We start from the raw sequence: 11,942 nt of genomic DNA, 5'->3' as shown, positions 1-11,942 counted from the left end.
TCTGATGGAAATCAAAAGACACTTTGGAGTCTACGCTGTTTGCTTTGAAAATAGGAAGTTACTCTGCATTGAAAAAACGAGAGGCCCTTATCAACATCGGTATGATCTACCTGGAGGCAGTCAGCAACTTGGTGAAGGACTGACGGAAACGCTGACTAGAGAAGTTATGGAAGAGACGGGATTTACTGTTAGAAGCTACTCTAATCCTCGAATCTACGATGTTTTCGTCAGGGAAGAGTTAAAAAATTTTATGGTTCACCATATCATGGCCTTGTATGATGTTGAAATGAATGAGAGTGCACCTCAAGTTACGATTTCGGAAGCTGTATCTGATGGTGCGAATGATTCACTGGGATATGTTTGGATGGATATTCAAGAGATTACAGAAGAAATGCATCGCTATTAGTCTTGAAGGTCAAAGCAGAGTTATTAGGATTTCCAGAACTGGGCAATACTTCTTACATGAATTGGAAGGTGAATGATGAAAAATCAACTTGCTCTTAGTGGCGAAAAACTTGATGAAAAAGTTTACCCACAACTATTTCATCATGTTGGCATGATTCGTGGGGAATATTTATTGAGAGAGCTCAATCAAAACATCCTGTTATCAAGTTGTCAGCAATTTGTAAAAGATTATCTAGACACTATTTGTTCCTTGTACTCGGATGAAGAGGTCTGGTATCGTTTTTCAGAATTAACGAATACAGAAGCCAATTGTTTAGAGGGAACTAAAGAGTATTTTGATGAACGTCATCCTTTGTTTGGTTATAGAGGAACTAGACGTTTACTAGCGTGTTCGGATGAATTTCAGGCTGAGGCAAATGTCGTTACAGAAGTTTATCAAACCAATCCCAATCTGTCTGTTATTTTTCCTTTTGTCAATGATGCCGATCAATTAAAGCAAGCTATTAGAGTATTACATCAGCATGGTTTTACTGGGAAAGTCGGAACGATGATTGAATTACCGTCAGCGTATTTTGACTTGGATAGGATACTGGAAACGGGCATTTCAAAGATTGTAGTTGGAATGAATGATTTGACTTCTTTTGTTTTTGCGACCGTGAGAAACAGTCAATGGCATGATATGGAAAGTCCAATAATGTTAGATATGCTAAGAGATATGCAGGATAAAGTAAGGATGAAAAAGATTGATTTTGCTGTAGCAGGCTATCTGAATACTTCTTTCATACAAAAAATAAATCAGATGGATATCGAATGCATTCTCCATTACAGCTCTATTCCGGAGATTTTTGATTTAGAAATTGACCATCCAGACCACCTCAAACGTGTAAAAGAAGAAAGTAAAAAATTACAAAGGAGAAACCCATGACACCGCAAGAAATGTGGAATAAATACAAACAAATCAATCCTTCTATCGGAGATGAAATCGATGCTTGGGCTTTTGGAGTGGAAGCCGATCTCTTGGCAGATTTGGTTTTAAAAGGAGAAAAGACAGCAACAGCTTCAGCCTACGACCTCTACGCACTAGAAGATGAACCCCTTCCGCAAGAAGGGACCTTCGATGTCATTTTAAATAGCCAAGATCAAGCTGTCTGTATTGTCGAAATTACAAAGGTTTCTGTTGAACCCTTCAATCAAGTTTCTGCTGATCATGCCTTTAAAGAAGGGGAAGGTGACAAATCTTTAGCCTATTGGCGTCAGGTTCATGAGGATTGTTTCGCCGAGTGGCTGAGGGAGGCAGGACAGACTTTTACACCTGACAGCAAGGTTGTTTTAGAAGAATTTCGCAAGGTCTACCCCCTGTAGACTGTTAGACGGAAGAAAGTTTTAGAAATCGCTGTCCAATCCTTTTTTCTTAGACAAAACATGATATAATAAGTTTGTTTGAAGAAGAGCTCTAGCTCTTAAACTTAGAATAGGAGAAAACTATGCAAGCAGTTGAACATTTTATTAAGCAATTTGTTCCTGAACACTATGATTTATTTTTAGACTTGAGTCGTGAGACCAAGACGTTTTCAGGGAAGGTGACCATCACTGGTCAAGCACAGAGTGACCGTATTTCCCTCCACCAAAAAGACCTGGAAATCGCTTCTGTAGAAGTTGCAGGTCAAGCTCGTCCATTTACAGTTGACCATGACAATGAAGCCCTTCATATCGAATTGGCTGAGGCTGGTCAAGTTGAAGTGGTTCTTACCTTTTCTGGTAAAATCACAGACAACATGACAGGGATTTACCCTTCTTATTACACAGTTGATGGAGTCAAGAAGGAAGTCTTGTCTACTCAGTTCGAGAGCCATTTTGCGCGCGAAGCCTTTCCATGTGTGGATGAGCCAGAAGCCAAAGCAACTTTTGACCTCTCTCTACGTTTTGACCAAGCAGAAGATGAATTGGCCTTGTCTAACATGCCAGAAATCGATGTTGAAAACCGTAAGGAAACAGGTATCTGGAAGTTTGAGACAACACCTCGCATGTCTTCTTACTTGTTAGCCTTTGTTGCGGGTGATTTGCAAGGTGTGACGGCTAAAACTAAAAACGGTACCCTGGTAGGTGTCTACTCAACCAAAGCACATCCACTTTCAAATCTTGATTTCTCACTGGATATCGCTGTTCGCTCTATCGAGTTTTACGAAGATTACTATGGAGTTAAGTACCCAATTCCTCAATCTCTCCATATCGCCCTTCCTGATTTCTCAGCTGGTGCTATGGAAAACTGGGGTCTGGTGACCTACCGTGAAGTTTACTTGGTTGTGGATGAGAACTCTACATTTGCTAGCCGTCAACAAGTTGCCCTTGTTGTTGCCCATGAATTGGCTCACCAATGGTTTGGTAACCTCGTAACTATGAAATGGTGGGATGACCTTTGGCTCAATGAAAGCTTTGCTAACATGATGGAGTACGTCTGTGTGGATGCTATTGAACCAAGCTGGAATATCTTTGAAGATTTCCAAACAGGTGGAGTACCTCTTGCTCTTGAACGTGACGCTACTGATGGCGTTCAGTCTGTCCACGTCGAAGTTAAACATCCAGATGAAATCAATACGCTCTTTGACGGAGCTATCGTCTATGCCAAAGGAAGTCGCCTCATGCACATGCTTCGCCGTTGGCTAGGTGATGCCGATTTTGCCAAAGGTTTACATGCCTACTTTGAAAAACATCAGTACAGCAATACAATTGGTCGTGACCTTTGGGATGCCCTTGGTCAAGCGTCAGGACGTGATGTCGCAGCCTTTATGGATTCTTGGTTAGAACAGCCTGGTTACCCAGTTCTTACTGTCAAAGTTGAAAATGATGTCTTGAAGATTTCACAAAAACAATTCTTCATCGGTGAGAACGAAGACAAGAACCGTCTCTGGGTTGTGCCACTCAATAGCAACTGGAAAGGCTTGCCAGATACACTTGAAACTGAAAGCATCGAAATTCCAGGCTACGCAGCTCTTCTTGCTGAAAATGACGGAGCTCTTCGTTTCAATACTGAAAATACAGCCCACTACATTACCGACTATCAAGGAGACTTGTTGGATGCAGTTCTTGCTGACCTAGTTGAGCTTGATAACACAAGCAAATTGCAAATCGTCCAAGAACGTCGTTTGCTTGCTGAGGCAGGACACATTTCTTATGCTGACTTGCTCCCAGTTCTTGATAAACTTGCTAAGGAAGAATCTTACCTTGTTGTTTCAGCTGTTTCTCAAGTGATTTCGGCCCTTGAGCGCTTTATCGATGAAGGAACAGAAGCTGAAAGAGCCTTCAAAGCATTGGTTGCTAAATTGGCTCGTCATAATTATGACCGTCTTGGTTTTGAAGCTAAAGATGGCGAATCAGATGAGGATGAATTGGTTCGTCAGGTGGCTGTTTCTATGATGATTCGCTCAAATGATGCAGAAGCTAGTCAAGTCGCTAGCCAAATCTTCGCAGCCCACAAGGATCAGCTTGCAGGACTTCCAGCAGCTATTCGCTCACAAGTTCTGATCAATGAGATGAAACATCATGAGACTAAAGACTTGTTAGCACTTTATCTTGATACTTATACTCATGCAACAGATGCTGTCTTTAAACGCCAGTTGGCAGCAGCTCTTGCTTACAGTACAGATGCGGATAATATCCAAAACTTGATTACTTCTTGGAAGGACAAATTTGTGGTCAAACCACAGGACTTGTCTGCTTGGTATTACCAATTCCTAGCTCACCAAGTAACTCAGGAACCAGCTTGGTCTTGGGCGCGTGAAAACTGGGCTTGGATTAAGGCAGCCCTTGGTGGAGATATGAGCTTTGATAGCTTTGTTATCCTTCCTGCTCACGTATTTAAGACTCAGCAACGCTTGGCAGAGTACAAGGAATTCTTTGAACCGCAACTTTCTGACCTTGCTCTTAGCCGTAACATCGGTATGGGAATCAAGGAAATTGCAGCGCGTGTTGACTTGATTAACCGTGAAAAAGCTGCAGTGGAAGCAGTTGTTCTTCAATACGGAACTAAATAATTAAGACTAAATAAAAGAAAACTCAGCTATCTCATGTAATACTCTTCGAAAATCTCTTCAAACCACGTCAGCGTCGCCTTACCGTACTTAAGTACAGCCTGCGGCTAGCTTCCTAGTTTGCTCTTTGATTTTCATTGAGTATAAAATGCAGAAAGTTGAGTTTTTTTTAAGGCAAATTTGGTATAATGGTTTTAATAAGGAGGAGTTTCTCATGATAAAAATCTTATTGGTTGAGGATGACCTAGGCCTGTCAAATTCAGTATTTGACTTTTTAGACGATTTTGCGGATGTCATGCAGGTATTTGATGGGGAAGAAGGTCTCTACGAAGCTGAAAGTGGTGTCTATGACTTGATTTTGCTCGATTTGATGTTACCAGAAAAAAATGGCTTCCAAGTCTTGAAAGAATTGCGTGAAAAGGGAATTACGACACCAGTTCTGATCATGACCGCCAAGGAAAGTTTGGATGACAAGGGACATGGATTTGAACTGGGAGCGGATGATTATTTGACCAAGCCATTCTACCTAGAAGAACTCAAAATGCGGATTCAGGCTCTTCTCAAACGTTCAGGTAAGTTTAATGAAAATACGCTATCTTATGGAGATATTCTCATCAATTTATCAACAAATACCGTTAAGGTTGAAGATACTCCAGTCGAATTGCTGGGGAAAGAGTTTGATTTATTAGTTTATTTCCTTCAAAATCAAAATGTTATTTTGCCTAAGACTCAGATTTTTGATCGTCTATGGGGATTTGATAGTGACACAACGATTTCAGTTGTAGAAGTTTATGTTTCAAAAGTCCGTAAGAAATTAAAAGGAACCACTTTTGCAGAGAATTTGCAAACCTTGCGCAGTGTTGGGTATATTTTAAAAGATGTTCAGTAAACTAAAAAAAACATGGTATGCGGATGACTTTAGTTATTTTATCCGCAACTTTGGTGTCTTCACTCTGATTTTCTCTACCATGACTCTGATTATTTTACAGGTCATGCACTCGAGTCTCTATACTTCAGTGGATGATAAGCTCCACGGACTGAGTGAAAATCCTCAAGCAGTTATTCAGCTGGCAGTAAATAGGGCAACAGAAGAGATTAAAGATTTAGAAAATGCCGCTACAGATACTAGCAAGACTGAGATAAAACCCAATGTCAGTTCTAACACAGAAGTCATTCTTTTTGATAAAAATTTTACCCAACTCCTTTCTGGAAATCGATTTTTGGGATTGGATAAGATTAAGTTAGAGAAAAAAGAACTAGGACATATCTACCAGATTCAGGTTTTTAATAGCTATGGGCAGGAAGAAATCTATCGCATGATCTTGATGGAAACCAATATCAGTTCGGTTTCAACCAATATCAAGTATGCTGCTGTCTTGATAAATACCAGTCAGTTGGAGCAGGCCAGTCAAAAGCATGAGCAATTGATTGTGATTGTGATGGCAAGTTTCTGGATTTTGTCTTTGCTTGCCAGTCTCTATCTAGCTAGGGTCAGTGTTAGGCCCCTGCTTGAGAGCATGCAGAAGCAACAGTCCTTTGTGGAAAATGCCAGTCATGAGTTACGAACTCCACTTGCAGTTTTGCAAAATCGCTTAGAGACCCTTTTCCGTAAGCCGGAAGCTACCATTATGGATGTGAGTGAAAGCATTGCATCGAGTTTGGAAGAAGTCCGAAATATGCGGTTTTTGACAACAAACTTGTTGAACTTAGCTCGTAGAGATGATGGGATTAAGCCGGAACTTGCAGAAGTTCCAACCAGTTTTTTCAATACGACTTTCACAAACTATGAAATGATTGCTTCGGAAAATGACCGTGTCTTCCGTTTTGAAAATCGGATTCATCGCACGATTGTCACAGATCAACTTCTCTTGAAGCAGTTGATGACTATCCTATTTGATAATGCTGTCAAGTATACTGAAGAGGATGGTGAAATTGATTTTCTTATCTCGGCGACCGATCGTAATCTGTATTTACTTGTTTCAGATAATGGAGTCGGTATTTCCTCAGAAGATAAGAAGAAAATTTTTGATCGATTTTATCGAGTTGATAAGGCTAGAACCCGGCAAAAAGGTGGTTTTGGTTTAGGTTTATCCCTAGCCAAGCAAATTGTAGATGCGCTTAAAGGAACCATTACTGTTAAAGATAATAAACCCAAGGGAACAATCTTTGAAGTGAAGATTGCCATCCACACACCATCTAAAAAGAAAAAATAAACATATCGCTCCAGATGGGGCGATATGTTTATTTTTTAAGTTTTCGTTTGATAATAGAGCGTTGGACTTTTAAAACAAGTAAGCTGGATACTATTGCTGCAGGTAAGGCGAGCACAGTTGTTAATTTTAATGATAAAAAGATAAAACTAAAGATGGCAATGCAGATACAAAAAACAGCGATATTGACAAAAAATAAAATTTCTTTGAGATTGCTATCAGTTTGTGCTTCAGGTGTATAAGCTTGATAATGAGGAAGTTGCTGGTTTAATTCTTCTTGATAGTCTACCTCATAGGATTGTAATTTTCTTACGGGCATGATTCTCTCCTTAACAGTACATACCTATTTTATCATTTTTTCAGCAGAGAATTATTACAGAAAGGTTACAAAAAGAATAAAGTCCCTTTTCATTTTCAAAGAATAGCTGATTTTCTAGAAATGTGGTATAATTTTTCTTATGGAAAAGATTATCATTACAGCAACTGCTGAAAGTATTGAACAAGTTAAACAACTGCTCGAAGCTGGCGTAGACCGTATATATGTCGGTGAGAAAGATTTTGGCCTTCGTCTACCAACAACCTTTAGTCATGACCAATTGCGTGAAATCGCTAAGCTGGTTCATGATGCTGGTAAGGAATTGATTGTTGCAGTCAATGCCCTCATGCACCAAGATATGATGGACCGTATCAAGCCTTTCCTCGATTTCTTGGAAGAAATCAAGACCGATTATATTACGATTGGGGATGCAGGTGTTTTTTACGTAGTCAACCGCGATGGTTATTCCTTTAAAACCATCTACGATGCTTCGACTATGGTAACTAGCAGTCGCCAGATTAACTTCTGGGGACAAAAGGCTGGCGCCTCTGAGGCTGTTTTGGCGCGTGAAATTCCATCTGCTGAACTCTTTAAAATGCCAGAGATTTTGGAAATTCCTGCTGAAGTTTTGGTTTACGGAGCTAGCGTTATCCATCATTCTAAACGTCCGCTCTTGCAAAACTACTATAACTTTACGCACATCGATGATGAAAAGACGCGCAAGCGTGACCTCTTCTTGGCTGAACCAAGTGACCCAGAGAGCCATTACTCTATCTTTGAAGACAATCATGGAACCCACATCTTTGCCAATAACGACCTTGATTTGATGACCAAATTGACAGAATTGGTGGAGCATGGCTTTACTCACTGGAAATTAGAAGGTCTCTATACACCTGGTCAGAACTTTGTTGAGATTGCAAAACTCTTTATCCAAGCGCGTAGCTTGATCCAAGAGGGCAACTTTAGCCATGACCAAGCCTTCTTGCTGGATGAGGAAGTACGCAAGTTACACCCTAAAAACCGTTTCCTTGATACAGGATTTTATGATTACGATCCTGATATGGTTAAATAAAGTAAATGATTCGTTGAGAGAAGGAAGATGCAAACATTTCTTCTCTCAATTTTTCGTATTTCTTCACTATTTTACAAAAATCAGCAGGCTAGAATGCTCTATTCGATGGGATTTTTAAGAAAAGTAGTGTTCTTGAGTTTGAAAATTATCCTATGTTTGCAGGTGCCAAATGGCCCTTTTTTTGGTATAATTTTTTATAATGAAAACGATTGGTAATCGCTATGTTGTGGTTGATTTAGAGGCAACTAGCACAGGTAGTAAGGCTAAAATTATCCAAGTGGGAATTGTTGTGATTGAGGATGGAAAAATCGTCGATCACTATACGACGGATGTCAATCCACACGAACCTTTGGATGCTCATATTAAAGAATTGACAGGGCTAACTGACAAACGTCTGGCGCAAGCACCTGATTTTTCGCAAGTTGCTAGAAAAATCTTTGACTTGGTGGAGGATGGGATTTTTGTAGCCCATAATGTTCAGTTTGATGCCAATCTCTTGGCGGAAAATTTATTTTTTGAAGGCTATGAACTAAGAAATCCTCGTGTTGACACGGTCGAATTGGCTCAGGTTTTTTTCCCTGAACTGGAAAAATATAGTTTGCCGATTTTGTGTCAGGAATTAGGAATTCCTCTAAAGCACGCTCACACAGCCCTTTCAGATGCCCAAGCTACAGCAGAATTACTTCTTTTTTTACGGGAAAAGATGGCCCAGTTTCCGAAAGGTCTCTTGGAACGCTTGCTGGAAATGGCTGACGCTCTCCTATATGAGTCCTACCTGGTTATTGAAGAAATTTGTCGCAACCAATCTATCCTGACTTCTCCAGACTTGGTCGAAGTTCAAGGACTGTATTTCAAGAAAATTGCAGTTCCTCTGGAGTCACGAAAACTATCTCAGGATTTTTCTAAAAATATTTCTCTGTTGAATCTTGAAGTGAGGGAGGAACAAGAAAGTTTTGCTAAAGAGGTTGGCTTGCTATTGAAAGATGAGTCTGTATCTCTGATTCAAGCGCCGACAGGGATTGGGAAAACCTATGGCTATCTCTTACTCGCTTTGTCCCAAGTAAAAGAGCGTCAGATTGTCCTTAGCGTTCCGACAAAGATTCTTCAAAATCAAATCATGGAAGAAGAAGGTCAATATCTTAAGGATGTGTTTCATATAGATATTCATAGTTTAAAGGGACCACACAATTATCTGAAGCTAGATGCCTTTTATCGCTCCTTGCAGGAAAATGATGAAAATCGCTTATTTAGACGCTTTAAAATGCAACTCTTGGTCTGGCTGACTGAGACAGAGACAGGAGATTTGGATGAGATTGGTCAACTCTACCGTTACCAACATTTTCTAACAGACCTTCGTCATGATGGGAATTTATCATCCAAGAGCTTATTTGTGACGGAAGATTTCTGGAAACGTAGTCAAGAAAGGGCACAAACCTGCAAGCTTTTAGTGACCAATCATGCCTATCTTGTAACCAGACTGGAAGATAATCCTGAATTTGTCAGTGACCGTTTATTGATTATTGATGAAGTCCAAAAAGTTTTGTTGGCTTTAGAAAATCTGCTTCAAGAGACCTACGATATCCAGTCTATTGTCGATTTGATTGATAAGGCTTTAATAGGAGAAGAAAACAGGGTTCAACAACGAATACTAGAAAGTATTCGCTTTGAGTGTCTTTACTTGATAGAACAATTTCAGTCTGGCAAATCTAGGAAAAATATCTTAGATTCTCTTGCCAATCTCCACCAGTATTTTTCAGAATTAGAGGTAGAAGGCTTTGAGGAACTGGTTCGCTATTTTACGGCTGAAGGTGATTACTGGCTTGAAGCAACTGAAACGAGTCAAAAGAAAATTCAGATTTCTTCTACAAAATCAGGCCGTATTCTTCTATCTTCTTTAGTGCCTGATTCATGTCAAGTCTTGGGAGTGTCGGCTACTCTTGAGATTAGTCAGAGAGTTTCTTTGGCAGACCTTTTAGGTTACCCTGAAGCCAGATTTGTCAAGATTGAATCTAATAAAAAACAGGATCAAGAAGTGGTCTTGGTCAAAGATTTTCCCTTGGTAACAGAAACCTCCTTAGAAGTCTACGCCAAAGAGGTAGCTGATTTGCTGATGGATGTTCAAGCTTTCCAGCAACCGATTTTGGCTCTCTTTACTGCCAAAGACATGCTTCTAGCAGTATCAGATTTACTTCCAGTTAGCCACTTGGCCCAGTATAAAAATGGGGATGTTCATCAGCTAAAGAAACGCTTTGAAAAAGGTGAACAACAAATCCTGCTTGGAGCAGCAAGTTTCTGGGAGGGAGTTGATTTTTCAAGTCATCCTTTTGTAATTCAAGTTGTACCAAGACTTCCTTTCCAAAATCCCCAAGAACCCTTGACGAAAAAGATCAATCAGGAACTAATTCAAGAAGGGAAAAATGCCTTTTATGATTATCAATTGCCCATGGCTATTATTCGTTTAAAACAGGCTTTGGGAAGAAGTATGAGACGCGAACACCAGCGTTCCTTAACTCTTATTTTGGATAGGAGAATTGTCGGAAAGCGATATGGCAAACAAATTGTGACTTCTCTAGCAAAAGAAGCGACTGTTAAAACCGTCTCTCAATCCGAAATTGATGAGGCTGTTGATAAATTTTTAAATGAACTTTGATAAATAGTATAGTATGAAAGTATAAGGTTAGTGTATATGAAACGTTCTCTCGACTCTAGAGTCGATTATAGTTTGCTATTGCCAGTATTTTTTCTACTGGTTATTGGCGTGGTGGCTATCTATATAGCTGTTAGTCATGATTATCCAAACAATATTCTGCCCATTTTAGGGCAGCAGGTCGCCTGGATCGCCTTGGGGCTTGTGATTGGTTTTGTGGTCATGCTCTTTAATACAGAATTTCTTTGGAAAGTGACCCCTTTTCTATATATTTTAGGCTTGGGACTTATGGTCTTGCCGATTGTCTTTTATAATCCAAGCTTAGTTGCATCAACGGGTGCCAAAAACTGGGTATCGGTAAATGGTATCACCTTGTTCCAACCGTCAGAATTTATGAAGATATCCTATATCCTCATGTTGGCCCGTGTCATTGTCCAATTTACAAAGAAACATAAGGAATGGCAACGTACAGTTCCGCTGGACTTCTTGTTGATTTTCTGGATGATTCTCTTTACCATTCCAGTCCTAGTTCTTTTGGCACTTCAAAGTGACTTAGGGACGGCTTTGGTTTTTGTAGCCATTTTCTCAGGAATCGTTTTATTATCAGGGGTTTCTTGGAAAATTATTATCCCAGTATTTGTGACTGCTGTAACAGGAGTTGCTGGTTTCTTAGCTATTTTTATCAGCAAGGACGGAAGGGCTTTTCTTCATCAATTAGGAATGCCGACCTACCAAATCAATCGTATCTTGGCTTGGCTCAATCCCTTTGAGTTTGCCCAAACAACGACTTACCAGCAGGCTCAAGGGCAGATTGCCATTGGGAGCGGTGGCTTATTTGGTCAAGGTTTTAATGCTTCTAATCTGCTTATCCCAGTTCGCGAGTCGGATATGATTTTCACGGTTATCGCAGAAGATTTTGGCTTCATTGGCTCAGTCCTTGTCATTGCTCTTTATCTCATGCTCATTTACCGTATGTTGAAGATTACTCTCAAATCAAATAACCAGTTCTACACCTATATTTCCACAGGTTTGATTATGATGTTGCTCTTCCACATCTTTGAAAATATCGGCGCTGTGACGGGCTTGCTTCCTTTGACTGGGATTCCCCTGCCTTTTATTTCTCAAGGAGGATCGGCGATTATCAGTAACTTGATTGGCGTTGGCTTGCTTTTATCGATGAGTTACCAGACAAACCTAGCTGAAGAAAAGAGTGGAAAAGTCCGATTCAAACGAAAAAAGGTTGTATTAAAACAAATCAAATAAG

At 40.0% G+C, this 11,942-nt stretch carries 9 protein-coding genes and 1 pseudogene; 9 read left to right on the top strand and 1 reads right to left on the bottom strand.

Translation table 11 applies throughout. The features are described from left to right. The first annotated feature begins 4 nt into the window (after positions 1–4). From OC530_RS01995 to ciaH, 6 genes and pseudogenes are all read left to right on the top strand, one after another. Positions 5–504, top strand: a pseudogene (locus OC530_RS01995) (NUDIX hydrolase). Further along, positions 482–1,330, top strand: coding sequence for a putative PEP-binding protein (locus OC530_RS01990; RefSeq protein WP_173213900.1), 849 nt, complete (start codon positions 482–484; stop codon positions 1,328–1,330). The pseudogene OC530_RS01995 and the gene OC530_RS01990 overlap by 23 nt, the downstream one beginning before the upstream one ends. After that, a complete protein-coding gene (locus tag OC530_RS01985) occupies positions 1,327–1,767 on the top strand; it encodes an ASCH domain-containing protein (RefSeq protein WP_173213704.1) in 441 nt (146 codons plus the stop codon). The genes OC530_RS01990 and OC530_RS01985 overlap by 4 nt, the downstream gene beginning before the upstream one ends. Before the next feature lie 122 nt (positions 1,768–1,889). Then, positions 1,890–4,436, top strand: coding sequence for a M1 family metallopeptidase (locus OC530_RS01980; RefSeq protein ID WP_262079045.1), 2,547 nt, complete (start codon positions 1,890–1,892; stop codon positions 4,434–4,436). A 211-nt stretch (positions 4,437–4,647) separates the two neighbouring features. Continuing rightward, on the top strand, positions 4,648–5,322 hold the full coding sequence (gene ciaR, locus OC530_RS01975) for a two-component system response regulator CiaR (protein ID WP_000590627.1): 675 nt from the start codon (positions 4,648–4,650) through the stop codon (positions 5,320–5,322). Beyond that, positions 5,312–6,646 carry a two-component system sensor histidine kinase CiaH gene (ciaH, locus tag OC530_RS01970; RefSeq protein WP_050971617.1) on the top strand — a complete coding sequence of 445 codons (1,335 nt, stop codon included), beginning with the start codon at positions 5,312–5,314 and terminating at the stop codon, positions 6,644–6,646. Before ciaR ends, ciaH begins: the two co-directional genes overlap by 11 nt. A gap of 28 nt (positions 6,647–6,674) precedes the next feature. Here ciaH and OC530_RS01965 read toward each other — a convergent pair whose 3' ends face one another. Then, positions 6,675–6,962, bottom strand: coding sequence for a DUF3270 domain-containing protein (locus OC530_RS01965; RefSeq protein ID WP_050971616.1), 288 nt, complete (start codon positions 6,960–6,962; stop codon positions 6,675–6,677). A gap of 139 nt (positions 6,963–7,101) precedes the next feature. Here OC530_RS01965 and OC530_RS01960 point away from each other — a divergent pair, with 139 nt between their 5' ends. The 3 genes from OC530_RS01960 (at position 7,102) to OC530_RS01950 (ending at position 11,941) form a co-directional block, all read left to right on the top strand. Further along, entirely contained in the window at positions 7,102–8,031 is a 930-nt protein-coding gene (locus OC530_RS01960; protein ID WP_000411189.1) for a peptidase U32 family protein, read from the top strand. A 199-nt stretch (positions 8,032–8,230) separates the two neighbouring features. Further along, positions 8,231–10,681, top strand: coding sequence for a bifunctional DnaQ family exonuclease/ATP-dependent helicase (locus OC530_RS01955; RefSeq protein WP_262079039.1), 2,451 nt, complete (start codon positions 8,231–8,233; stop codon positions 10,679–10,681). Between the two features lie 36 nt (positions 10,682–10,717). After that, positions 10,718–11,941, top strand: coding sequence for an FtsW/RodA/SpoVE family cell cycle protein (locus OC530_RS01950; protein ID WP_262079037.1), 1,224 nt, complete (start codon positions 10,718–10,720; stop codon positions 11,939–11,941). The last annotated feature ends 1 nt before the right edge of the window (position 11,942 follow it).

The sequence above is a fragment of the Streptococcus sp. Marseille-Q5619 genome (genome assembly GCF_946901205.1).
GTDB lineage: Bacteria > Bacillota > Bacilli > Lactobacillales > Streptococcaceae > Streptococcus.
This window is presented reverse-complemented; position numbering and strand designations above follow the sequence as displayed.

What these genes read in the sequence shown, in the direction of transcription:
- OC530_RS01990 (WP_173213900.1), top strand. Translation starts at nt 482, where the DNA reads ATGAAAAATCAACTTGCTCTTAGTGGCGAAAAACTTGATGAAAAAGTT.
- OC530_RS01985 (WP_173213704.1), top strand. Translation starts at nt 1,327, where the DNA reads ATGACACCGCAAGAAATGTGGAATAAATACAAACAAATCAATCCTTCT.
- OC530_RS01980 (WP_262079045.1), top strand. Translation starts at nt 1,890, where the DNA reads ATGCAAGCAGTTGAACATTTTATTAAGCAATTTGTTCCTGAACACTAT.
- ciaR (WP_000590627.1), top strand. Translation starts at nt 4,648, where the DNA reads ATGATAAAAATCTTATTGGTTGAGGATGACCTAGGCCTGTCAAATTCA.
- ciaH (WP_050971617.1), top strand. Translation starts at nt 5,312, where the DNA reads ATGTTCAGTAAACTAAAAAAAACATGGTATGCGGATGACTTTAGTTAT.
- OC530_RS01965 (WP_050971616.1), bottom strand. Translation starts at nt 6,962, where the DNA reads ATGCCCGTAAGAAAATTACAATCCTATGAGGTAGACTATCAAGAAGAA.
- OC530_RS01960 (WP_000411189.1), top strand. Translation starts at nt 7,102, where the DNA reads ATGGAAAAGATTATCATTACAGCAACTGCTGAAAGTATTGAACAAGTT.
- OC530_RS01955 (WP_262079039.1), top strand. Translation starts at nt 8,231, where the DNA reads ATGAAAACGATTGGTAATCGCTATGTTGTGGTTGATTTAGAGGCAACT.
- OC530_RS01950 (WP_262079037.1), top strand. Translation starts at nt 10,718, where the DNA reads ATGAAACGTTCTCTCGACTCTAGAGTCGATTATAGTTTGCTATTGCCA.